The sequence below is a fragment of the Pseudomonas sp. TH21 genome (assembly GCF_016651025.1).
Classification (GTDB): domain Bacteria; phylum Pseudomonadota; class Gammaproteobacteria; order Pseudomonadales; family Pseudomonadaceae; genus Aquipseudomonas; species Aquipseudomonas aylmerensis.
In genome coordinates this window covers 1761194-1783859 of sequence record NZ_JAEKEQ010000001.1, presented here as the reverse complement: position 1 = coordinate 1783859, position 22666 = coordinate 1761194, and the positions used below count along the sequence as shown (strand labels likewise).

Genomic DNA, 22666 nt, shown 5'->3' with positions numbered 1-22666 from the left:
CGATCACGCCGCCTGTTGCCTGAACAGAATCTGCCTACGACGGTAACAGAGCGGCCTGATCGAATTCGCACAACCACACGAGGAATAATCGCGCGCACTCCGGGCCAACCTGGCGAACCGTTCCTACGTGCCCCCCATCGACGCTTGACTCACTGTGTGCCTTCTATGCCCAGTTACCCCTTACGCATCCTGGTGGTGGAGGACCATCCGTTCCAGCTGCTTGCCACCCAGTACCTGCTCAAGAGTTTCGGTTTCGGGCAGCTGACCCCGGCGGAAAACGCCGAACAGGCGATCCGCTTGATGACGCTGGCCGACAGCCCTTTCGATATCCTCCTCTGCGACCAGTGCCTGCCGGACCTGCCGGGGCTCGAATTGATCGAAATCGCCAGCCGCCGACGTTTTATCAGCGCCGCCATCCTGCTCAGCGGGCTACCCGAAGCTGAATTATCGGCCCTGCACGAGCAAGCCCGGGAGCGTGGGCTGCCCTTACTCGGCTACTTATCAAAGCCGTTGAACAAAGATGAGTTTTCACGCTTGACCCACTCATTGCCCCGCTTAAACGTGTAGGACTTAAAACATATAAACCGTCGAAAAGCACACGTATAAGGGCCGTTAAATCCCCGGCACCACGATTCGGGCGACGCGCCGCTGAATCGCTGACCACCCGACTCTCGAAGCCTTAGCGACCAGTAGGCTATTACCTTTTTTAATGTAGGAACTTTCCTGTTTTATATCTATGCCCCCTCGAGTTCATGCTCCCCCCTCAACTTCTGAGCTAATGTGCCCGCTTTATTTGCACTTGCATGGAATGTGATTATGAACACCGTTTTTATTATCGATGACCACCCGGTTATAAGGCTGGCCATCAGGATGTTGCTGGAACACGAAGGTTACGAAGTCGTCGGCGAAACGGACAACGGGTGCGACGCCATACAAATGGTCCGCGAATGCCTGCCGGACCTGATCATCCTGGACATCAGCATTCCGAAACTCGATGGGCTCGAGGTGCTGTGCCGATTCAACGCCATGAATACCTCGATGAAAACCCTGGTCCTGACCGCCCAATCCCCCACCCTGTTCGCTACGCGCTGCATGCGCTCGGGCGCCGACGGCTACGTGTGCAAGGAAGGCGACCTGAGCGAACTGCTGAGCGCCATTCGCGCCGTATTGTCCGGCTACAACTACTTTCCCAGCCAGGCCTTGAACTCCCACGGTGCAGACGGCGTGGATACCCAGGAGCTTGAACTGTTCAAGGCAGTCAATGACCGCGAGTTGATGGTATTGCAACTTTTTGCACAAGGCCGCACCAACAAGGAAATAGCCAAGGGTATGTTTCTGAGTAATAAAACTGTAAGCACTTATAAAAAGAGGCTGATGCAGAAACTTCAAGCCAAGTCCTTGGTAGAACTTATCGAGATGGCAAAACGAAACGCGCTAGTGTGAGAAAACGGATGCCCAGGTGTATAAAGGACTATCTGATTATATTGAGTGCCGGCTTGTGCTTCAGCGCCGCCGTGCCCGCAACCCCTCAAACTGGCCCGGAACATTTCAACCTGCTGAGCCGCGCGAGCTACGTACCACTGGAAAACCGCCTGAACAAAGCCCAACGCCAATGGCTACAGAACAAACGCGAGTTGGTGCTGGGCACCGCTTTCCCTGACTACCCGCCCTTCGATCTCACGTCCAGTGGGCGCGACTATGAAGGACTCACCGCCGACTACGCCGGCCTGCTCGCCAAGGCGCTGGCCCTGCCGGTCAAGGTCCTGCGCTATCCCTCCCGAGAGGCCGCGATCAGCGCCCTTGAAACCGGCGAGATCGACTTGCTGGGCTCCTCCAACAGCTTTGAGGCGGCAAACCCGCACCTGGTATTGTCAGAGCCGTACGCCGTGGACCGGCCGGTGCTGGTAACCCGCGAAGGCGAAACCCGTAGCCTCAGCGAGGGCCTGGCCGGAATGCGCCTGGCACTGGTCTACCACTACCTGCCCCTGGGTGAGGTGGAAAAGCTGTACCCCAAGGCGATCATCCGTGCCTACCCCTCGTATCAGAATGCGCTGAACGCGGTGGCCTTCGAACAGGCCGACGTTTTTCTCGGCGATACCATTTCCACGCATTACATGATCAACAAGGGCTACCTGAAGAACGTGCGGATGGCGAACTTCGGCAAGCATGAAGCCTATGGGTTCAGCTTCGCGATGCCCCAGCACCAGCACACCCTGCTGAGCATCGTCGACGAAGTCTTGCGCGCGGTGCCCACCAGCGAACGTGAAACGATCGCCAAGCGCTGGAGCGCCGGCAGCGACATCCTGCTGACCGACCAGAAACTGCAACTGACCTTGCGCGAAGAACGCTGGCTGCGGGACAACCCGGTGGTCAAGGTGATCGTGAACGAAACCTTTGCACCGCTGACGTTTTTTGACTCCGACGGGAATTTTCGCGGCATCGCCGCCGACTTGCTGGAACTGGTTCGCCTGCGTACCGGCTTGCGCTTCGACGTCCAGCGCGAACGTGATGTTAACGTGATGATCAATCAGGTCGAGGCGGGCAAGGCCGATATCATCGGGGCGGTCATCCCCAGCGTCGAGCGCGAAGCCCAGTTGAACTTCAGTCGCCCCTACCTGGAAAACTCCTACGTCATGTTGACGCGCAAGGATGGCCAGGCCCCCAGCAGTCTTGAGGAAATGCAAGGCAAGCGGCTGGCGGTGACCCAGGGCAGCCCGTTGCAAACATTCCTGCGCGACAACTTTCCCAAGATCCAGCTGGTAGAAACCGGCGACACCTTCAAGTCGGCCGAATTGCTGGTGCAAGGCAACGTGGACGGCGCAGTGAATACCTTGGTGGTCGCCAATTACTTCCTGTCTTCGCCGATGTTCCAGGACAAGCTCCAAATCAGTTCCAGCATCGGCACCACCCCTGCCACTTTTGCGCTGGCGACAGCACGCAGCGCCACCGAACTCACCTCGATTCTCGACAAGGCCCTGCTGAGCATCGCCCCGGATGAGCTGGGGGTGATCAACAGTCGCTGGCGCGGCTACACCGCGGCCTCCGACAGTTACTGGCGCGACTACCATCAACTGATTGCCCGCATCATCATCGGCACCGGCCTGCTTTTGCTGATTTCCCTGGGCTGGAACGCCTATATGCGCCGCCAGATCAAGCACCGCAGGATGGCGGAGCGCGCGCTCAATGATCAGTTCGAGTTCATGCGTGCGCTGGTCAACGAAACCCCGCACCCGATCTACGTCCGCGACCGCAAGGGCCTGCTGCAGACCTGCAACGACAGTTACCTGCAGGTGTTCGACGTCAAGCGCGAGGAGGTGATCGGCAAAAGCGCCCTGCAGATCAGCACGGCGATGGCGGCAGAGGCGGCGCAATACCATGCCGACTACAAGCGCGTGGTGTCCGAAGGCAACCCGCTGATCCTCGACCGCACCCTGCACATTCGCGAGAAAAAACTGACGATCTACCACTGGATCCTGCCGTACCGCGACTCCGTCGGCGAGGTCCAGGGCATCATCGGCGGCTGGATCGACATCAGCGAACGACGCCAGTTGTTCGACGAACTGCGCGCCGCCAAGGAGCGTGCCGACGAAGCCAACCGGGCCAAGAGCACCTTCCTCGCGACCATGAGCCACGAAATCCGCACGCCGATGAACGCCGTGATCGGCATGCTCGAGCTGACCCTCAAGCGAGCCGACCAGGGTCATCTCGATCGCCCGGCCATCGAAGTGGCGTACAACTCGGCCAAGGACCTGCTGGAGCTGATCGGCGATATCCTCGATATCGCCCGTATCGAATCCGGCCGCCTGAGCCTGGCGCCCGAACGCGTCAACCTGCGGGAAGTGATCGAGTCGGTGGTGCGCGTGTTTGATGGCCTCGCCCGGCAGAAAACCCTCAGCCTGTTGCTGGAGTTCAAGCCCGAGCTGGACGCCACCGAGGTCTTGATCGACCCGTTGCGCTTCAAGCAGGTGCTGTCCAACCTGGTCAGCAACGCGATCAAGTTCACCGAGCAAGGCCAGGTAAAGATCAAGGTCGAGGTGTTACCCACCCAACTGCCGCAGCAGATCGAGATGAAACTGGTGGTCGAAGACACCGGCATCGGCATCAGCCGTGACGATCAGATGCGCCTGTTCGAACCCTTTGCCCAGGCCGACAACTCCGGGCACCTGGCCAGGAGCGGCGCGGGCCTGGGGTTGGTGATCTGCCGCAGCCTGTGCGCGATGATGGGCGGCCAACTGAGCCTTAGCAGCGTGCCGATGGTCGGCACCCAGGTGTACGTCAACCTGAAGATGACGCGCCTGCAGCCGGTGCTGGCGGTGGACGAATTCAAGCCCGAGGCCCCCGCGACGGCGCCCGTGCTGAATGTCCTGGTGGTGGACGATCACCCGGCGAACCGGCTGTTGATGTGCCAGCAGCTCGGCTACCTGGGCCACCAGTTCACCGCCGCCCACAACGGCTCGGCCGGTTTCCAGGCCTGGCGCCAGGAGCACTTCGACCTGGTGATAGCCGACTGCAACATGCCCATCATGAATGGCTACGAGTTGAGCCGCTCGATCCGCGAGTACGAGCAGCGCGAGCAACTGACGCCCTGTGTCGTACTGGGCTTTACCGCCAACGCCCAACCCGAGGAGAAACAGCGCTGCGCCCAGGCAGGCATGAACGATTGCCTGTTCAAACCCATCAGCCTCACCGCGCTGGAGCGGCAACTGGCGCAGATCAGCCCGCGGTCGGCCGGCCTGATTCTGGACCTGGGTAATTTCGAGGCCTTGACCGGCGGCGATCCGCAGATGAGTCGACGCCTGCTGGAGGAGTTGCTGAGCAGCAGTCGTCGCGATCGCCAGGAGTTGCTCGCCTTGATAGCCGCCCAGGCTTCATCCCGAGACATCAGCGAACAGGCGCACAAGATCAAGGGCGCTGCCCGCATCGTTCAAGCCCGAACGCTGGCTTCGCAGTGCGAAAGCCTCGAACAGGTGTGCGCGCAGGACGCTGACCGCCCCCTGATCGACACGCAGGTGAAAGCCCTGGAAAAACTGATGCTGGAGCTGGAACGGCTGCTGCAGGTGCAGTTGCAGGAGCTGGAGAGTCAATAAGGGGGCGGCATCCGCCCCCTCGTTGATCAGCAGTCGGTCAAGCGCAGGAAGATCGCCGCCAGCTGTTCGATACCCGCCTGGTCCTGCTCGGTAAAGCGTGCCAGGGACGGGCTATCGAGGTCGAGGACGCCAATCAGCCTGTCGCCCTTGACCAGCGGCACCACCAACTCACTGTTGGAGGCGCTGTCACAGGCGATATGCCCGGGAAACGCGTGGACATCCTCGACGCGCTGGGTCTGGCGCGACGACGCCGCCGCTCCGCACACACCACGACCGAACGGAATACGCACACACGCGATCTGCCCCTGGAACGGCCCCAGCACCAGCTCTTCATTGCGGTTGAGGTAAAAGCCGGCCCAGTTCAAGTCGTCCAGCTGGTTAAACAGAAACGCCGAAAACTGCGCACTGTTGGCGATGAAATCGCGCTCATCGGCCAGCAGCGATTCCAGCTGCGCACACAGCATCGCGTAGCCGTCGAGGCCGGTGCCGGCGTGTTGTAGATCGATCATGGCTGACGCTCCAGCAGTTTGAGGCCTACCCAGTAACGGGCAAATTGGTACGCGCAACGGCCATTGCGGTTGCCGCGCCCGGTCGCCCAGCGAACGGCGAGGATGTCGAGCGCCTCATCGCGCTGCCACTGCAAACCGGCTTTGTTAGCAAGCTCGCCGATCCAGTGCTCGACCACATCCAGGAAATGCTCTTGCGTGAACGGGTAGAACGACAGCCACAGGCCAAAACGGTCGGACAAGGCAATCTTGTCTTCCACCGCCTCGCTCGGATGCAGCTCACCGTCCACGCGTTTCCAGTTGTCGTTGTCACTCTGGTTTTCCGGTACCAGGTGGCGACGGTTGGACGTGGCGTACAGCAGCACGTTTTCCGGAGCCTGTTCCAGCGAACCATCCAGCACACTCTTGAGTACGCGATAATCGCCCTCGCCGGCCTCGAACGACAGGTCGTCGCAGAACAGGATAAAGCGCTGCGGCAGCTTGACCAGTTGCTCGACCACCCGTGGCAGGTCGGCCAGGTGATCGCGCTCGATTTCGATCAGGCGCAGGCCGGCCTTGGCATGCTGGGCCAGCAAGGCACGCACCATCGACGATTTGCCGGTGCCGCGCGAACCCCACAGCAGCGCGTGGTTGGCTGGCAGGCCGTCGATGAATTGCTGGGTGTTGCGGGCCAGTTGTTCGCGTTGCTTGTCCACGCCGATCAGGTCGGACAGGCGCATGTCCAGGCTCACCTCCAGCGGCAACAGGAAGCCGGTGCGACCTTCACGCTGCCAACGGGCGGCAAGGCACTGGTTCCAGTCGATGGCTTGGCGTGGCGCGGGCAACAAGGGTTCAAGGCGGGCGAGCACTGCGTCGGCCCGCTCAAGAAAAGCATTCAGTCGAGAATCCACGATTATTCCTCTGGCAAGTTCTTGCAAAAGATGGCGTATTGGCAACCCTGCGGCGGATCGCACGAGGCCGCGTAAAAAACGATTCATGCCGGCAAGCCAGAGCCTGTGGATGTTCAGCTATGCTTGCCGGGCGAAGGGAAACGTGAAGTGGTTCAACACTCGATGGATATCAAGTTCGCCCACCGCTTGTCTTATAAACAAGCCAGATTGACTGTGCTGGTCGGTTTCGTCTTGGGAACCTTGCTCAGCCTGATCCAAATCGGCATTGATTATGCCAGTGAAGACGCATCCATCAACCGTGAAATACGCTCGCTGATCGAAATCAGCCATAATCCTACGTCGCGTATTGCCTATAACATTGACGCCGAATTGGCCCAGGAATTGACCCTGGGCCTGCTGCACTCCCCCGCGATCATTAACGCGCAGTTGATCGACAACAACGGCGTGGTACTGGCCGATGTCGAACGGCCGCGCATGGAAAGCCCCTACCGCCCCATCAGCGATTTCCTGTTTGGCGCCAACCGTCAGTTCGAAGACCGGCTGTACCTGAGCCATATGCCCAACGAATCCCTCGGCGTGCTGCGTCTGGACGTGGACACCTACGCTTTCGGCAGCCGTTTCCTGCACCGTGCCGAGATCACCCTGCTCAACGGGTTTGCCCGTAGCCTGCTGCTCACCGGCATTCTCCTGGCCCTCTTCTACGTGATGCTGACCCAGCCACTGGTACGCGTCATTCGCGAGCTGAGCAACCGCCGGCACGCCCGCCTGGACTGCCCAGCCGGGCATGAACACGACGAGATCGGTGTGCTGGTCAGCGTGGCCAACCAGCAATTTGAAAACATGGAGACGGAGATCCAGCAACGCCGGCATGCCGAAGACCGACTGACCGAATACTTGGGGCAACTGGAAAACATCGTCTCCGCGCGCACCCTTGAACTCAAGGCGAGCAACCAGCGCCTGAGCCAGTCCAACGAAGAATTGGAAGCGGCGAAGATGACCGCCCTGGGCATGGCCCAGGCCCGCGCGGCGTTTCTGGCGAACATGAGCCATGAAATCCGCACCCCGCTCAATGGGCTGCTGGGGATGATCGCGCTGTCACTGGACAGCTCGCTGAACGCCGAGCAGCGCCAGCAACTGTCGATCGCCCATGACTCGGGCAAGGTGCTGGTGGAGTTGCTCAACGATATCCTCGACCTGTCCAAGTTCGACGCCGGTCAGTTGGAGCTGGAGGTGATCCCGTTCGACCTGGGCTCGCTGGTCGAAGACACCGCCAACCTGCTGTCGCAGAACGCCGCGCCGAGCGTCGAGCTGACCTGCCTGATCGACCCGCAGTTTCCCGCCCAGGTGCTGGGCGACCCGACGCGCGTGCGGCAGATCGTCAGCAACTTGCTGTCGAATGCGTTGAAGTTCACCCGTTTCGGTCGCGTGGATGTGCGCCTCAGCGCCCTGAATGGCCGGGTGCGCATCGAAGTGTGTGATACCGGTATCGGCATTGCGCAGGAAGCCCAAGTGAAAATCTTCCAGCCCTTCACCCAAGCCGGCGCGGGCATCACCCGCCAGTTTGGCGGCACGGGGCTGGGCCTGGCGTTGACGCACAACCTGTGCGAAGCCATGAAAGGCCGTCTGAGCATCAGTTCGGAGGTCGGCTTCGGCAGCCAGTTCTGCGCCGAGCTGCCCCTGCCCCTGCATTTGCCCGCCGTGCAACAGGCGCCGCTGGCGGGTGAGGTCATCGCCATAACCAGCGCCGGCAGTGGCCTGACGGAACTGCTCAGCACCTTGCTGCCGCATTGGGGGCTGACACCCCGCTGCTACTCGCAGGACGAGGATTTGAGTGGCCTGGCCCCGGACCTGCTGATCACCGATTGTCCGGAATGCCTGTTCCGCCTGCGGCCTGCCATTACCGCACCGATCCTGCTGGTGACCGCCTATGGCAATTTCATGCCCAGCGAAGAAGTGGCGGCGCTGGCGCCCTTGCAGCAACAGGCGCGCCCCTTGAGCCGCAATGCGTTGTACCAGATCCTGCAGCGCAATTTACGCAGCGACCCGCAACTGATCCTCGACCCCCTCCAGTTGGAGGCCGCGCCCCTGGCACACCGGGCGCGCATCCTGCTGGTGGAGGACAATCCGGTCAACCAATTGGTCGCCAAGGGCATGTTGAGCAAGCTGGGGTGCGAAGTGGTCGTGGCCGCCCATGGTGGCGAAGCGCTCAAGTTCCTCGAAGAGCAACGCTTCGACCTGGTGCTGATGGACTGCAACATGCCGGTGATGGATGGCTATGAGGCCAGCCGGCAGATCCGCCAAAGCGGACGCTGGCCGGACCTGCCGATTGTCGCGCTGACCGCCAACGCCCTCTCCGAAGAGCGCGAGCGTTGCCGGGCAGCGGGCATGAATGACTACCTGGCCAAGCCGTTTCGCCGCGAAGAACTCAAGGGCCTGCTGGACCTGTGGGTGCCGACGACGACAAGTCTCTGATCTGCCCAAGCAACTGGTCCAGGCCGTGGCGCAAGGCGTCGGCCTGGTTCAGGTCGATGCCGCTGTCACATAACAATCGGGTCTTGAGGCCATGGGCCTGGTCGCGCAGGTGCAAACCGGCATCACTGAGACTGAGGTGCACTTCGCGCTCGTCTCTGGCGCTGCGCTGGCGCCTGACCCACTTGAGCTGCTCAAGGCGCTTGAGCAGCGGCGTCAGCGTGCCCGAGTCGAGCATCAGGCGCTCGCCCAGGGCCTTGACCGTCGGTTGCGCCGGAGCCACTTCGTGCCACTCCCACAGCACCAGCATTACCACATATTGCGGGTAGGTCAGGCCAAGCTGATCCAGCATCGGCTTATAAGCGCGGGTCACGGCCCGGGAGGCGGCATACAGCTTGAAACACAACTGATCGTCCAGGGCCAGGGACACGGTAGGCAGGTCGGTCATTTGAGCAGGGCTTCAATCTCTTGGGTGAGGTCCTGCGGCTTGGTCGTCGGGGCAAAGCGCTTGACCACCTGGCCGTCGCGGCCAATCAGGAACTTGGTGAAGTTCCACTTGATCCCCTTGGACCCCAGCAGGCCCGGCGCCTGTTTTTTCAGTTGCACGAACAGAGGATGGGCCTCAGTACCGTTCACGTCGATTTTCTTGAACAGTGGGAAGCTGACGCCGTAGTTCAGCTCGCAGAATTCGGAAATCGCGCCTTCGTTGCCCGGCTCCTGCTTGCCGAACTGGTTGCAGGGAAAGCCCAGTACCACCAGGCCCTGGTCCTTGTACTGCTGCCAGAGCTGCTCCAGGCCCTTGTACTGCGGGGTGAAGCCACACTTGCTGGCGGTGTTGACCACCAGGATGGCCTTGCCGGCGAAATCGGCCAAGGTCTTTTGCTCACCCTTGATGGTGGTGCACGGGATGCTCAGCAGGTTGTCGCTCATGGCAGTGTCTCGATAGGGAGAAAAGAAGGTAAACATAGTAGGCAATTAAATTGCATGCAATTTAATTGGCGGCATTGATACCCCACTATCACCTTTTTCCTGCAGGCGCCCGGCTTGTTGCGATAGCGATCCCAAGGATGCCATCGCCGGCAAGCCGTGCGCCTACAGGGGTTTACGTTGGCCTATATCGCTCAGCGCGGGACCAGGTCCAGGCACACCGAGTTGATGCAGTAACGCAAGTGGGTCGGCGGCGGGCCGTCCGGGAACACGTGGCCCAGGTGCGCATCGCACTTGGCGCAGGTGACTTCCGTGCGGATCATGCCGTGGCTGACATCGCGAATCTCGACCATCGCGCTCTCGGCGATCGGCGCGTAAAAGCTCGGCCAGCCGCAGCCGGAATCGAACTTGGTGGTGGAATCGAACAGGGGCTCGTTGCAGCAGATACAGTGGTACACGCCATCGGTCTTGGTTTCGTTGTACTTGCCGCTGAAAGGACGCTCGGTGCCCTTGAGACGGCAAACCTGGTACTGCGCGGGATCGAGCATGTCCCGCCACTCTTCAAGGGTTTTCTGCAACTTATCCATCGGTACACCTCGGCAACTGAAAAAGCCTGATCTGTGTCTTTTCCATGGATCAGGCGGCACGTATGATTGCGCCTCTTCAAAACGCCAGTCTGGCACCCGCGCAACCGGCATTCAAACGTATTTATGGGTGCGGGCCCCGCAGGATTCGCAGTACGGTAGTGTCCACACCGTCTGGATCGTTCATTTTCAGGATCACATCGCCATGCAGGTCAGCAAATCGAACAAGCTCGCCAACGTCTGCTACGACATTCGCGGCCCAGTGCTCAAGCACGCCAAACGCCTGGAAGAGGAAGGCCATCGCATCCTCAAGCTGAACATTGGCAACCCGGCGCCGTTTGGTTTCGAAGCGCCGGATGAAATCCTCCAGGACGTGATCCGCAACCTGCCCACCGCCCAGGGCTACAGCGACTCCAAGGGCTTGTTCAGCGCGCGCAAGGCGGTGATGCAGTACTACCAGCAGAAGCAGGTCGAAGGCGTCGGTATTGAAGACATCTACCTGGGCAATGGCGTGTCCGAGCTGATCGTGATGTCCATGCAGGCGCTGCTCAACAACGGTGACGAAGTGCTGGTGCCGGCACCCGACTACCCGCTGTGGACGGCAGCGGTGACCCTGGCCGGCGGCCACCCGGTGCATTACCTGTGCGATGAAGGCGCCGACTGGTTCCCGGACCTGGCCGACATCAAGGCCAAGATCACCCCCAACACCAAGGCCCTGGTGATCATCAACCCGAACAACCCCACCGGCGCCGTGTACTCCAGGGAAGTGCTGCTGGGCATGCTCGAGTTGGCGCGCCAGCACAACCTGGTGGTGTTCTCCGACGAGATCTACGACAAGATCCTCTACGATGATGCCGTCCACGTGTGCACCGCGTCGCTGGCACCTGACCTGCTGTGCCTGACCTTCAACGGCCTGTCCAAGTCGTATCGCGTGGCGGGCTTCCGTTCTGGCTGGATCGCCATTTCCGGGCCCAAGCACAACGCCCAGAGCTATATCGAAGGCATCGACATGCTGGCCAACATGCGCCTGTGTGCCAACGTGCCGAGCCAGCACGCCATCCAGACCGCCCTCGGCGGCTACCAGAGCATCAACGACCTGGTACTGCCCCAGGGCCGCCTGCTGGAACAGCGCAACCGCACCTGGGAACTGCTCAACGCGATCCCGGGCGTGAGCTGCGTGAAGCCCATGGGCGCGCTGTACGCTTTCCCACGCATCGACCCGAAGGTCTGCCCGATCCTCAACGACGAGAAGTTCGTGCTCGACCTGCTGTTGTCGGAAAAGCTGCTGGTGGTGCAAGGCACGGCGTTCAATTGGCCGTGGCCGGATCACTTCCGTGTGGTGACCCTGCCGCGTGTGGATGACCTGGACATGGCCATTGGTCGCATCGGCAACTTCCTCAAGTCCTATCGCCAGTAGGGTAGATGTCGCCGTACGACCGACATGCGGTCGTACGGCGAGTATCTGGCAACACTTCTCCACCCGCGCCCTAAGCCTTGGCACCTGTGGCGCCCGTTCTCGCACTTGCACCCTATAATTACAGGGCGGCAAGGCAACGGCGAAGTGATCCAACCGCGGCTAGCGAGCCGGAAAATCCCTTCAAGACTCTACATTCAGGCTGTAGGACACAGTTTGAAATAGTCGCTCGGTTGAATCACCCCATGCCGCACCTTATATACCCCGCAGTACGCGACATATTAAGCATGAGGAGAACTCTACAACCATGATGCGCATCCTGCTGTTCTTGGCCACTAACCTGGCGGTCGTGCTGATTGCCAGCATCACCCTGAGCCTTTTCGGCTTCAACGGGTTCATGGCGGCCAACGGGGTTGACCTGAACCTCAATCAGCTGCTGGTTTTCTGTGCCGTCTTTGGTTTTGCCGGCTCGCTGTTCTCGCTGTTCATCTCCAAGTGGATGGCGAAAATGAGCACCAGCACCCAGGTCATCACCCAGCCACGCACCCGGCATGAGCAATGGTTGCTGCAAACCGTCGAGCAGCTGTCCCGCGAGGCGGGGATCAAGATGCCCGAGGTCGGGATTTTCCCGGCATATGAAGCCAACGCCTTTGCCACCGGCTGGAACAAGAACGACGCACTCGTTGCGGTGAGCCAGGGCATGCTCGAACGCTTCTCCTACGATGAAGTGAAAGCCGTGCTGGCCCACGAGATCGGCCACGTCGCCAACGGTGACATGGTCACCCTGGCGCTGGTTCAGGGGGTAGTGAACACCTTCGTGATGTTCTTCGCGCGGATCATCGGCAACTTTGTCGACAAGGTGATCTTCAAGAACGAAGAAGGCCGCGGCATTGCCTACTTCGTCGCGACGATCTTCGCTGAAGTGGTGCTGGGCTTCCTGGCCAGCGCGATCACCATGTGGTTCTCGCGCAAACGCGAGTTCCGTGCAGACGAAGCCGGTGCACGCCTGGCCGGTACCGGGGCGATGATTGCAGCACTGCAACACCTGCGCTCCGAACAAGGCCTGCCGGTGCATATGCCGGACAGCCTGACTGCCTTCGGCATCAACGGTGGCATCAAACAGGGCATGGCTCGCCTGTTCATGAGCCACCCACCGCTGGAAGAGCGTATCGACGCACTGCGTCGTCGCGGCTGACAGCCGGCGCAAGACAAGAAGGGGCGATCTGATCGCCCCTTTTTTGTGGGCGTTTATATCGTCATCGCGGGCAAGCCCGGCTCCCACATTTGGATCGCGTAGCGGCCAGATGCCAGGCCGCCTGCGGGAGCAATCTCCCCCGCCACAGGTCTGGCAGCGTACCCGAAGCGGTGTAAATACCCAGCCCTGGTCAACGCATCGTCATCTGATAGACACGCTCATCCAGCTGCGTAACGCCGTCCTGAACGAACTTCCAGCTCTCGCCGAGGATGTCCTGCTCTTCCAGCACGCGCAGCGTCCATTGCGAGCCGAACAGCACCTTGACCTCGTCATCCGTCACCGCAAACGGCGGGCCGGCCTTTTGCGTCTGATCGTAATCGAGGGTGATCAGCAGCCCCTGGCAACCGGGACGCAGCAACTGGTGCAGATGCTCGGCATACCGCGCGCGCATCAATGGGGGCAAGGCGATCAGTGCGGCGCGGTCATAAAGCGCGGTGCAATCGGCCACGGCCTCGGCGTCCAGGGCGAAGAAATCGCCGCACCACACCTCGATCAGATCAGCCTGGTACACGCTGAAGACGCCGCGCCGTGTGATGCGCGGCACCAGGTTCTGCTCGCTGAAAAACGCCTTCACCGCCTGTTCCGACAGCTCCACGCCGAGTACCCGCAGCCCATGGCTGGCCAGCCACATCAAGTCCAGGCTCTTGCCACACAAGGGGACCAGCACCTGGGCGCCCTGCGCGAGGGCCAACTGCGGCCAGTGCCGTTGCAGGTAAGGGTTGACCTCAGGCAAGTGAAAACCGATCTGATTGCGCGCCCAGCGCTCCTGCCAAAACTTAGGCTCCATGGATCACTCCGAAAATTCGATCAAATGGTGCTAAAACTTATATTAGATTTAGATCAATGATCTGATTGAAGATGGGCCCATGTTAACGCTCAGGACCCTCCCCATGCTGCCCAGCCTGTTTATTTCCCATGGTTCGCCCATGCTCGCCCTGCAACCCGGTGCCAGCGGCCCAGCCCTCCAGCGTCTGGCTGCCGAACTGCCACGACCGCGGGCGATTGTAGTGGTGTCGGCGCACTGGGAAAGCCAGGAGCTGCTGGTCACCGGCAGCCCCGCACCCGAAACCTGGCACGACTTTGGCGGCTTTCCCCCCGAGCTGTTTGCCGTGCAGTATCCGGCGCCGGGCAACCCGCAATTGGCCGGAGAAATTGTCGAACTGCTGCATGCCGACGGCCTGAACGCACGCATTGATGAGCGCCGGCCCTTTGACCACGGCACCTGGGTGCCGTTGTCGCTGATGTACCCGGCGGCAGATATCCCGGTGGTGCAGGTGTCCCTGCCCAGCCGCATGGGCCCTGCCCTGCAGACCCGCGTCGGGCACGCCCTCGCCAGTCTGCGCGAGCAAGGCGTGTTATTGATCGGCTCGGGCAGCATCACCCATAACCTCGGTGAGCTTGACTGGCGCGCCGGGCCCGAGACCATCACGCCATGGGCGCTTGAGTTTCGCGACTGGGTCGTCGACAAGCTGGCAGCCAACGATGAAAACGCCTTGCACGACTATCGCCGCCAGGCACCGAATGCCGTGCGCAGCCATCCCAGTGATGAGCATCTGCTGCCGCTGTATTTTGCGCGCGGCGCCGGTGGCGCTTTCAGCGTGGCGCATCAGGGTTTCACCCTGGGGGCGCTGGGCATGGACATCTACCGCTTCGGCTGACGCGGTTTTGTCAGCCTTTCTTCTCATAACCAACGCCGTGAAAAGAGAACTTCAACTCCTTCCTTTGGCCAGCCTCTTTGGTAACTTGTTGATTACCTGTCATCGAGTTCTTATACCTACCATATAACCCTATGCTATTGATTTCACCCACTTTGACACTGCCTTTTTCGTCTCGAGTAAAGGGCGCAAAAAAACTGCCGCCAGTCGTAGCAATTTGCGAGCTTCGATTTATTCTTGCGCCGTACTGCTCGACAAACCCTGTATCTCTACCGGATAACGCAACCGCCTGATCGACATAAATATCTTTGACATGTTGCTTGGGCCTGGGCCTATGAGGATCCGTGACATCCTGAATAAACCCTTTCAACTTTCGAGGGTTTTCAGGATCCACTTCCACTGTAAGGTTATATTTATTCCCAAATTTGAAATCCACCAGGGTGCTATTACTGGCGCCCTTCATCCCATCAAACTCGGGGCGGCCTTGCGGCGCCTTGAAATGCGAGCCATATCCAGAAAATACAATCAGAGCCTTGCCATCCTCGCGTGGCTGCATTCCGATATAGCCGCGCCCCAGAGCTTTACCTTCCGCGGAATTAACACCAAACATCATCGCGTAATAAATCCCCGCATCCTTGCCACTTTTTCTTTGAAGACCTTCGTCGATACTCATCGGAAACGTGATGTTGCTAAAACCAGGTCCTGGCGCGGAAAGTGAGTAACTCACGCCATACAGGCCGTTGGGCGAGGTAGCTTCTTTCTTGATTTCGAGCCTTGGATCGCTGACTTTATCAAGCCTCGAAGTTTCGATAATCTTCATAGTCGAAACAGGCCCTGCAGGAAGACTTCTTCCTGAGCGCATTACCTCGACCTTCGAAGCAATATCGCGCTCCGTCAGTTGCAAGCTACTTTCATCACGCCGGCCGCCTCCTCGCTCAACCATCGAATTGACTGACGGTAACGTAGAAGAATAGACATTAGACGCAGGTATTATGTGTGGAAAACCCAGGGAATAATTAGTACTCATAGCAGCCACGGACTCTTTCTGAAGAGCAATCAATAGATGTCACATCATTCAAGGGTAGATGCTGTACAGCGAGGCGAGCAGTCAGAAAGGCCGCCTGGACGCGCGGACTTTTCCCAAAGTCGATAAGTTCTGCAGCTTGGCAGCTACAGCTGATAGCGAGCCACCGCGCCCATCTCGTTCGATGGTTTTGCGCTCTGGACCCGCGCATGCACTGGCGCGGCGCGTTTCATACCTAAGCGCACGACAAAAAAAATCCCCGAACCAGTCGGGGATTTTTTATGTGCGATCAATCAGCCCAAGGGCGGATCAATCTTCGCGGTAGCGACGCAGCTTCAGCTGCTTACCGGCAACGCGTGTGTCTTTCAGCTTGGCCAGCAGTTTCTCCAGACCGTCTTCCGGCAGCTCCACCAGGGAGAAGCTGTCACGGACCTGGATGCGACCGATAGCTTCACGTGCCAGGCCACCCTCGTTGAGGATAGCGCCCAGCAGGTTCTTGGCCGCGATACCATCACGCGCGCCCAGCGCGGTACGGCAACGGGCACGACCTTCAGCCAATGGAACCGGAGCACGACGCTCACGATCACCACGCTCTGGACGGTCGCCGGAACGCTCTGGACGATCACCGCGTGGCGCGCTGTTCGGAACCAGTGGACGTTCTTTCTCGATCGCTGCCAGGGTCAGGGCCTGACCGTTGGTAGCCTTGCGCAGCAGCGCTGCAGCCAGGGCACGCGGGGTGCAACCGATATCGGCGGTCAGGCGGTCCAGCAGGTCGCCGTGGGTCGATTCAGCATCAGCCACCAGCGGCGACAGGCTGTTGGTCAGTTTCTTGATGCGGGCATCGAGAACGGCCTGGGCATCCGGCAGGCGGACTTCGGCGACTTTCTGACCGGTTACACGCTCGATCACTTGCAGCATGCGGCGCTCACGTGGAGTCACCAGCAGCAGTGCACGGCCTTCGCGACCAGCACGGCCGGTACGGCCGATACGGTGAACATAGGACTCTGGATCGTACGGCATGTCCACGTTGAACACGTGGGTGATACGTGGAACGTCGAGACCACGAGCGGCTACGTCGGTTGCCACAACGATGTCCAGGCGGCCATCCTTGAGGGAGTCGATTACGCGCTCACGCTGGTTCTGGGCGATGTCACCGTTCAGCGCAGCGGCCTTGTAGCCTTTGGCTTCCAGGGCACTGGCCAGGTCCAGGGTCGCTTGCTTGGTGCGCACGAACATGATCAGGGCGTCGAAGTCTTCGACTTCCAGCAGGCTCAATACAGCCGAGGTCTTCTGGTCAGCGTGAACCAACAGGTGAGCCTGTTCGATCGCGGTAACGGTCTGAGTCTTGGTCTGGATCTTCACGTGTTGCGGATCGCGCAGATGGCGCTCGGCAATGGCGCGGATCGACTGTGGCAGGGTGGCCGAGAACAGTACGGTCTGACGGGTCGGTGGCAGTGCCTTGAAGATGACTTCCAGGTCATCCATGAAGCCCAGCTTCAACATTTCGTCGGCTTCGTCCAGAACCAGGTGGTTCACGGTCGACAGGACTTTCTCGTCACGACGCAAGTGGTCGCACAGACGGCCCGGGGTGGCAACGACGATCTGTGCGCCGTTACGGATAGCTTTCAGTTGCGGGCCCATCGGCGCGCCGCCGTAGACAGCCACAACGGTAACGCCTGGCATTTGCTTGGCGTAGGTTTCAAAAGCGGTTGCTACTTGCAGCGCCAACTCACGAGTTGGCGCGAGGATCAGGGCTTGCGGTTCGCGCTTGGCAGGATCGATGCAGTGCAGGATAGGCAGGGCGAACGCGGCGGTTTTACCGGTACCGGTTTGCGCCTGGCCAATCATGTCCTGGCCGGCCATGATGATCGGGATCGATTGCTGCTGAATCGCCGAAGGCTCTTCGTAGCCGGTCGCTGCGACGGCTGCAAGAATATTCGGGTTAAGATTAAAAGCGGCGAAGCCGCCGGTTTCCTGGGTCATGGGTCTGCCTCTAAGTGCATCCGCAAAGACCCATGCTCCAAAGCTGCGCATGCCGTGTTGAGACTCAAGAGTCGCCCTGGCTGCTTTGTCGGCGGGGATTTGCGAAAACGAATGAATGAAAAAGATTCGTCAAGGGAGAGTCCGCTGTGCGGACGTGCAGCCGAAGCTGACTTCGGGGAATTGCGCTACCTAAACGCGGCCCGGTTAAAGGCCGGCGCGCACTATACCGGAAATAGCTGAAAAAGGGAGCTTTTTTTATCGCAAAGTGCCGATAAACCGCGCTGCGTCACAGTCTTTGCGCGGCGGCCCGCGAGGGTCTATTTTTCAAAGGCCCGGCCCCGTTGGTCGTAACGCTTAAACGGTTCACCTGGCGATCAACACCTTTGGTCCGAAACCTTCCATTGCGCCCGAGGGCACCCCCGATGAATCAACCCAGCAGCAGCCGCGTCAGCCGTGAACTCCAGGGTCATGTCCTGCTGTTGGGCCTGGATCGAGTCGCCAAGCGCAACGCGTTCGACCTGGATCTGCTCAATGAGCTGAGCCTGGCGTATGGCGAATTTGATCGAAATGCAGACGCGCGCGTGGCGGTGGTATTCGCCCACGGCGACCACTTCACCGCCGGGCTGGACCTGGCCAACGTCAGCGGCGTGATGGCGGGAGGCTGGCAACCGCCGCTGGGCGGCTGCGATCCGTGGGGCGTGTTCGCCGGCCCCAGGGTGAGCAAACCGGTGATCGTGGCGGCCCAGGGTTACTGCCTGACCATCGGCATCGAATTGATGCTGGCGGCGGATATCAACCTGTGCGCGAGCAATACCCGCTTCGCGCAGATGGAAGTGCAACGTGGGATCTTTCCTTTTGGCGGTGCGACATTGCGCTTTCATCAGGTCGCCGGCTGGGGCAACGCCATGCGCTGGTTGCTCACCGGCGATGAGTTCGACGCCCATGATGCCCTGCGCCTGGGCCTGGTGCAGGAGGTGATGGCGAGTGAAGACCTGCTGCCGCGCGCCATCGAACTCGCCAGCCGCATCGCCCGCCAGGCACCGCTTGGGGTGCAGGCGACCTTGATGTCGGCACGCCTGGCGCGCATCGAAGGCGAAACCGTCGCGGCCGCCGCCTTGCCGCCGATGGTGGATAAGTTGCTCAACAGCGAGGATGCCAAGGAAGGCGTGCGGGCGATGATCGAGAAGCGTCCCGGGGTGTTCAAGGGTATCTGAACCGGCTGATGGCGCTATCGCGGGCAAGCCCGCTCCCAGAGGGTGCGCATTTCAGCCTGTGGGAGCCGGGCTTGCCCGCGATAGCGTCGGCACTGGCGACTAAGTTGCCGGCCGAATCGCCTTGATCAACGGCTGCAACGAATAACCCAATCGCGGTGCCAGCGCCTCGGCACGCGCCGACAGCGCATCCAGGTCCAGCGCCTGATCGAGTTCCGAAGGCACCAGCAGAATCACATTGCCCTCCTTCACCGGCAGTTCCCAGTAATGCCGGTGGTACAACCCGCGCAACAACGCCGCCCCCAGGGGTTTGCCGTCGTCGGTGGCCCACTGGTTGATCACCAGCCAGCCGTCGGGGTTGAGTTTTTTCTGGCAGTTTTCCAGGAAGGTCCAGGCCAGGTGCCCGACGCCTGGGCCGACATCGGTATAAAGGTCGACGAAAATCAGGTCGGCCGACTCGGCTGTATCGAGCAATTGCAGGGCGTCGCCGATGCGGATGTACAGGCGCGGATCGTCGTCCAGCCCCAGGTACTCGATGGCCAGGCGCGGCACGTCGGGGCGCAGTTCGATGGCTTCGACGTCTTCCAGCGGCAAAAACTTGAGGCACGCCTGGGTCAGCGTACCGGCACCCAGGCCGAGGAACAGCGCGCTCTCCGGCAGCTCATGGCACAACGCGCCGATCAGCATCGCGCGGGTGTAGTCGTACTCCAGCCAGCTTGGGTCGGCGGTGAACACGCAGCTTTGCTCGATGGCGTCGCCAAATTCGAGAAAGCGGTAATCGGCCACTTCGAGCACACGGATCATGCCGAAATCATCATGGACTTCGGCCAGCAGGCGCTCGACACGCTCCTCGGTCATCACTACTCCTAAAGGGTTTACCGCACGGCAAAGGCGCGATTGTCGGCCAACCGGCGGCAACAGGTCACGCACTAATTGCTGATAACATTGACGCCCGACCGTCAACCACCCTATCGAGTTCATGATGAGCCAACCCTGGAGCCCCGACAGCTGGCGCGCCCTGCCGATCCAGCAACAACCCCAGTACCCGGACGCTGCGCACTTGCTGCAAGTGGAGCAGAACCTGGCCAGCTACCCGCCGCTGGTATTTGCCGGGGAAGCCCGTGAGTTGCGCCGTCAGTTTGCCGAAGTGACCCAGGGTCGGGCGTTCCTGCTGCAAGGCGGTGACTGCGCCGAGAGCTTTGCCGAGTTCTCCGCCGCGAAGATCCGCGACACCTTCAAGGTGCTGTTGCAGATGGCGATTGTGATGACCTTCGCCGCCGGCTGCCCGGTGGTCAAAGTCGGACGCATGGCCGGTCAGTTCGCCAAGCCACGCTCGGCCAATGACGAGACCATCGACGGCATCACCCTGCCCGCCTACCGCGGCGATATCGTCAACGGGATCGGCTTCGACGAAAAAAGCCGGGTGCCGGACCCCGAGCGCCTGCTGCAGTCCTATCACCAGTCCACCGCGACCCTCAATCTGCTGCGCGCCTTTGCCCAGGGTGGCTTTGCCGACCTGCACCAGGTTCACAAGTGGAACCTGGACTTCATCGCCAACTCCGCGCTGGCGGAAAAATACAGCCAACTGGCCGACCGCATCGACGAAACCCTGGCGTTCATGCGCGCCTGCGGCATGGACAGCTCACCGCAACTGCGCGAAACCAGCTTCTTCACCGCCCACGAAGCGCTGCTGCTCAACTACGAGCAAGCCTTCGTGCGCCGGGACAGCCTGACCAACGACTACTACGACTGCTCGGCGCACATGCTCTGGATCGGCGACCGCACCCGCCAACTTGACGGCGCCCACGTCGAGTTCCTGCGTGGGGTGAACAACCCGATCGGGGTCAAGGTCGGCCCGAGCATGAACCCCGACGACCTGATCCGCTTGATCGACATCCTCAACCCGGACAACGACCCCGGCCGCCTGAACCTGATCGCGCGTATGGGCGCAGGCAAGGTCGGCGAACATCTGCCCAAGCTGATTCGCGCCGTGCAGCGCGAGGGCAAGCAGGTGCTGTGGAGCTCGGACCCGATGCACGGCAACACCATCAAGGCCAGCAGCGGCTACAAGACCCGCGACTTCGCGCAGATCCTCGGCGAAGTGAAGGAGTTCTTCCAGGTGCACCAGGCCGAGGGCAGCTATGCCGGCGGGATTCATATCGAGATGACCGGGCAGAACGTCACCGAGTGCATTGGTGGTGCGCGACCGATCACCGAGGATGGCTTGTCGGATCGTTACCACACCCACTGCGACCCCCGGATGAATGCCGATCAGTCGCTGGAACTGGCGTTCCTGATTGCGGAGACGCTCAAACAGGTCAAGCGTTGAGAGGTTGAATCGCCGGGGCTGACGCCATCGCGCGCAAGCCCGGCGCCCACAAGTGCCCGCGATGAGGCTCTAAACAAGCCTGTCCCGACTGATCATCGCCGCCCGCAACCTGTCGGCACTTGGCCGCTGGCAATTGAGCTGGATCTGTTCCAGCCCCAGCCAGTCGGCCATCTGTCGAAGGTTCGCGGCCAGCGCCAGCATCCCCTCTTCATCCAGCCCCGGTTCTTCTTCGTGCACCGCATGCACAGCCAGCCGCCCGTTGGCACGTTCGGCGCGCAAGTCGATGCGCGCGGCGATGCGTTCGTTGTGCAGGAACGGCAGCACGTAGTAGCCATAGACCCGCTTGTCTTGCGGGGTATAGATCTCCAGCCGATAGCGAAAATCGAACAGGCGCTCGGTACGCGCGCGCTCCCAGACCAGCGAATCAAACGGCGACAGCAATGCGCTGGCCGGCACCTTGCGTGGCACTTTCGGCTCGGGCAGACAGTACGCCGGTTGCTTCCAACCTTGCACCTGGCACACCTGCAACCGCCCGTCCTCCACCAGTTCGGCCAGGCGATTGCGACTGTCGGCAGGGTCGAGGCGGAAGTAATCGCGCAGGTCTTTTTCGGTAGCGACGCCAAGTGCAGTCGCGCTGTGCAACAACAAGCCGCGCTGGGCCTCGGCTTCGCCCACCGTTGTCAGCAGGATCTCGCCAGGGATCACCCGTTCCGGCAAATCGTAGAGCCGCTCGAACCCACGTCGACCGGCCACGGTGACCAGCCCCGCAGCAAACAGCCATTCCAGCGCGTGTTTTTCCTCGCTCCAATCCCACCACGGGCCGGCGCGCTCCTCGCGAGTCGACAGACTCCCCGCGCCCAGCGCACCCTGTTGCTCCACGGTCTTCAGGACGCGTTGAATGACCGCCTGCTGCTCACGGCCAAAGCGCGCCATTTGCGAATAAATGCCCTGCCCTTGCTGCGCCCGCTGCATGCGCCAGCGCATCAACGGGTACAACGCCATCGGCAGCAGCGAGGCCTCATGCCCCCAATATTCGAACAGCGAACGCCGGCGCCCCTGGCTCCAGGCCGCCTGTTCGAGGATCAACGGGGAGTAAGTGCCCAAGCGGGAAAACAGTGGCAGGTAGTGAGAACGCACCACGGCATTCACCGAATCGATCTGCAACACACCCAGGCGTTCGACCAGGCGGTTGATGTGAGCGGCCTTGATCAGTGCAGGCGCCTGGCGCCCGGAAAAACCTTGGGCGGCCAGCGCCAGGCGTCGAGCTTGCTTGAGTGAAAAAGACAGGTCGGCGGGCATGCGAATCTCCATATGGGCGCGCCGACTACCCTA

19 protein-coding genes are annotated in these 22666 nt (G+C 60.8%); 9 read left to right on the top strand and 10 right to left on the bottom strand.

The features are described 5' to 3' along the window. Window positions 1-165 precede the first annotated feature (165 nt). From JFU04_RS08010 to JFU04_RS08000, 3 genes are all read left to right on the top strand, one after another. A complete protein-coding gene (locus JFU04_RS08010; protein ID WP_201143814.1) occupies window positions 166-567 on the top strand; it encodes a response regulator in 402 nt (133 codons plus the stop codon). Between the two features lie 249 nt (window positions 568-816). Then, complete coding sequence (locus JFU04_RS08005; protein WP_065901673.1) at window positions 817-1443, top strand: response regulator transcription factor; 627 nt, start codon at window positions 817-819, stop codon at window positions 1441-1443. Window positions 1444-1451: 8 nt separating this feature from the next. Then, window positions 1452-5087 carry a transporter substrate-binding domain-containing protein gene (locus tag JFU04_RS08000; protein WP_201143813.1) on the top strand — a complete coding sequence of 1212 codons (3636 nt, stop codon included), beginning with the start codon at window positions 1452-1454 and terminating at the stop codon, window positions 5085-5087. A 26-nt stretch (window positions 5088-5113) separates the two neighbouring features. Here JFU04_RS08000 and JFU04_RS07995 read toward each other — a convergent pair whose 3' ends face one another. Continuing rightward, window positions 5114-5596 (bottom strand): GAF domain-containing protein, encoded by a 483-nt coding sequence (locus tag JFU04_RS07995; protein ID WP_201143812.1) that lies wholly within the window; start codon window positions 5594-5596, stop codon window positions 5114-5116. Further along, window positions 5593-6483, bottom strand: coding sequence for an ATP-binding protein (locus tag JFU04_RS07990; protein WP_065901679.1), 891 nt, complete (start codon window positions 6481-6483; stop codon window positions 5593-5595). Before JFU04_RS07990 ends, JFU04_RS07995 begins: the two co-directional genes overlap by 4 nt. A 162-nt stretch (window positions 6484-6645) precedes the next feature. Between JFU04_RS07990 and JFU04_RS07985 the strand changes: the two genes are divergently transcribed. After that, the gene (locus JFU04_RS07985; RefSeq protein WP_201143811.1) at window positions 6646-8955 is read left to right on the top strand and encodes a hybrid sensor histidine kinase/response regulator; all 2310 of its coding nucleotides are present in this window, start codon (window positions 6646-6648) and stop codon (window positions 8953-8955) included. Here the strand turns inward: JFU04_RS07985 and JFU04_RS07980 are convergent. From JFU04_RS07980 to msrB, 3 genes are all read right to left on the bottom strand, one after another. Then, window positions 8909-9400 (bottom strand): MarR family winged helix-turn-helix transcriptional regulator, encoded by a 492-nt coding sequence (locus JFU04_RS07980; RefSeq protein WP_201143810.1) that lies wholly within the window; start codon window positions 9398-9400, stop codon window positions 8909-8911. The two genes, JFU04_RS07985 and JFU04_RS07980, sit on opposite strands and share 47 nt — an antisense overlap. Next, complete coding sequence (locus tag JFU04_RS07975; protein ID WP_065901684.1) at window positions 9397-9882, bottom strand: glutathione peroxidase; 486 nt, start codon at window positions 9880-9882, stop codon at window positions 9397-9399. The genes JFU04_RS07980 and JFU04_RS07975 overlap by 4 nt, the downstream gene beginning before the upstream one ends. A 191-nt stretch (window positions 9883-10073) precedes the next feature. Then, the gene (gene msrB, locus JFU04_RS07970) at window positions 10074-10466 is read right to left on the bottom strand and encodes a peptide-methionine (R)-S-oxide reductase MsrB (RefSeq protein ID WP_106804732.1); all 393 of its coding nucleotides are present in this window, start codon (window positions 10464-10466) and stop codon (window positions 10074-10076) included. A 202-nt stretch (window positions 10467-10668) separates the two neighbouring features. Here msrB and JFU04_RS07965 point away from each other — a divergent pair, with 202 nt between their 5' ends. Then, complete coding sequence (locus JFU04_RS07965; protein ID WP_025857865.1) at window positions 10669-11880, top strand: pyridoxal phosphate-dependent aminotransferase; 1212 nt, start codon at window positions 10669-10671, stop codon at window positions 11878-11880. A gap of 304 nt (window positions 11881-12184) precedes the next feature. Further along, window positions 12185-13072, top strand: coding sequence for a protease HtpX (gene htpX, locus JFU04_RS07960; protein ID WP_034102803.1), 888 nt, complete (start codon window positions 12185-12187; stop codon window positions 13070-13072). Window positions 13073-13262: 190 nt separating this feature from the next. On the opposite strand, the gene JFU04_RS07955 is transcribed toward htpX, so the two are convergent. Then, window positions 13263-13919 (bottom strand): thiopurine S-methyltransferase, encoded by a 657-nt coding sequence (locus JFU04_RS07955; protein WP_201143809.1) that lies wholly within the window; start codon window positions 13917-13919, stop codon window positions 13263-13265. A 103-nt stretch (window positions 13920-14022) separates the two neighbouring features. Between JFU04_RS07955 and JFU04_RS07950 the strand changes: the two genes are divergently transcribed. Then, on the top strand, window positions 14023-14790 hold the full coding sequence (locus tag JFU04_RS07950) for a DODA-type extradiol aromatic ring-opening family dioxygenase (RefSeq protein ID WP_106804735.1): 768 nt from the start codon (window positions 14023-14025) through the stop codon (window positions 14788-14790). Window positions 14791-14800: 10 nt separating this feature from the next. Here JFU04_RS07950 and JFU04_RS07945 read toward each other — a convergent pair whose 3' ends face one another. Both JFU04_RS07945 and JFU04_RS07940 read right to left on the bottom strand, forming a co-directional pair. Next, complete coding sequence (locus tag JFU04_RS07945; RefSeq protein ID WP_242485885.1) at window positions 14801-15691, bottom strand: hypothetical protein; 891 nt, start codon at window positions 15689-15691, stop codon at window positions 14801-14803. A 429-nt stretch (window positions 15692-16120) separates the two neighbouring features. Then, window positions 16121-17794: a DEAD/DEAH box helicase gene (locus JFU04_RS07940; RefSeq protein WP_065901692.1), complete on the bottom strand. Its 1674-nt coding sequence runs from the start codon at window positions 17792-17794 to the stop codon at window positions 16121-16123. Between the two features lie 422 nt (window positions 17795-18216). Between JFU04_RS07940 and JFU04_RS07935 the strand changes: the two genes are divergently transcribed. Next, entirely contained in the window at window positions 18217-19008 is a 792-nt protein-coding gene (locus JFU04_RS07935; protein WP_065901693.1) for a crotonase/enoyl-CoA hydratase family protein, read from the top strand. 99 nt (window positions 19009-19107) lie between these two features. Here JFU04_RS07935 and JFU04_RS07930 read toward each other — a convergent pair whose 3' ends face one another. After that, a complete protein-coding gene (locus JFU04_RS07930; protein WP_201143808.1) occupies window positions 19108-19863 on the bottom strand; it encodes a spermidine synthase in 756 nt (251 codons plus the stop codon). Between the two features lie 124 nt (window positions 19864-19987). Between JFU04_RS07930 and JFU04_RS07925 the strand changes: the two genes are divergently transcribed. Then, complete coding sequence (locus tag JFU04_RS07925) at window positions 19988-21334, top strand: class II 3-deoxy-7-phosphoheptulonate synthase (RefSeq protein ID WP_106804736.1); 1347 nt, start codon at window positions 19988-19990, stop codon at window positions 21332-21334. 69 nt (window positions 21335-21403) lie between these two features. Here the strand turns inward: JFU04_RS07925 and JFU04_RS07920 are convergent, their stop codons facing one another. Then, on the bottom strand, window positions 21404-22633 hold the full coding sequence (locus JFU04_RS07920; RefSeq protein WP_201143807.1) for a winged helix-turn-helix domain-containing protein: 1230 nt from the start codon (window positions 22631-22633) through the stop codon (window positions 21404-21406). Between the last annotated feature and the right edge of the window lie 33 nt (window positions 22634-22666).

What these genes read in the sequence shown, in the direction of transcription:
- htpX (WP_034102803.1), top strand. Translation starts at nt 12,185, where the DNA reads ATGATGCGCATCCTGCTGTTCTTGGCCACTAACCTGGCGGTCGTGCTG.
- JFU04_RS07955 (WP_201143809.1), bottom strand. Translation starts at nt 13,919, where the DNA reads ATGGAGCCTAAGTTTTGGCAGGAGCGCTGGGCGCGCAATCAGATCGGT.
- JFU04_RS08010 (WP_201143814.1), top strand. Translation starts at nt 166, where the DNA reads ATGCCCAGTTACCCCTTACGCATCCTGGTGGTGGAGGACCATCCGTTC.
- msrB (WP_106804732.1), bottom strand. Translation starts at nt 10,466, where the DNA reads ATGGATAAGTTGCAGAAAACCCTTGAAGAGTGGCGGGACATGCTCGAT.
- JFU04_RS08005 (WP_065901673.1), top strand. Translation starts at nt 817, where the DNA reads ATGAACACCGTTTTTATTATCGATGACCACCCGGTTATAAGGCTGGCC.
- JFU04_RS07985 (WP_201143811.1), top strand. Translation starts at nt 6,646, where the DNA reads ATGGATATCAAGTTCGCCCACCGCTTGTCTTATAAACAAGCCAGATTG.
- JFU04_RS07965 (WP_025857865.1), top strand. Translation starts at nt 10,669, where the DNA reads ATGCAGGTCAGCAAATCGAACAAGCTCGCCAACGTCTGCTACGACATT.
- JFU04_RS07980 (WP_201143810.1), bottom strand. Translation starts at nt 9,400, where the DNA reads ATGACCGACCTGCCTACCGTGTCCCTGGCCCTGGACGATCAGTTGTGT.
- JFU04_RS07950 (WP_106804735.1), top strand. Translation starts at nt 14,023, where the DNA reads ATGCTGCCCAGCCTGTTTATTTCCCATGGTTCGCCCATGCTCGCCCTG.
- JFU04_RS07975 (WP_065901684.1), bottom strand. Translation starts at nt 9,882, where the DNA reads ATGAGCGACAACCTGCTGAGCATCCCGTGCACCACCATCAAGGGTGAG.
- JFU04_RS07925 (WP_106804736.1), top strand. Translation starts at nt 19,988, where the DNA reads ATGAGCCAACCCTGGAGCCCCGACAGCTGGCGCGCCCTGCCGATCCAG.
- JFU04_RS07935 (WP_065901693.1), top strand. Translation starts at nt 18,217, where the DNA reads ATGAATCAACCCAGCAGCAGCCGCGTCAGCCGTGAACTCCAGGGTCAT.
- JFU04_RS07920 (WP_201143807.1), bottom strand. Translation starts at nt 22,633, where the DNA reads ATGCCCGCCGACCTGTCTTTTTCACTCAAGCAAGCTCGACGCCTGGCG.
- JFU04_RS07940 (WP_065901692.1), bottom strand. Translation starts at nt 17,794, where the DNA reads ATGACCCAGGAAACCGGCGGCTTCGCCGCTTTTAATCTTAACCCGAAT.
- JFU04_RS07930 (WP_201143808.1), bottom strand. Translation starts at nt 19,863, where the DNA reads ATGACCGAGGAGCGTGTCGAGCGCCTGCTGGCCGAAGTCCATGATGAT.
- JFU04_RS07995 (WP_201143812.1), bottom strand. Translation starts at nt 5,596, where the DNA reads ATGATCGATCTACAACACGCCGGCACCGGCCTCGACGGCTACGCGATG.
- JFU04_RS08000 (WP_201143813.1), top strand. Translation starts at nt 1,452, where the DNA reads ATGCCCAGGTGTATAAAGGACTATCTGATTATATTGAGTGCCGGCTTG.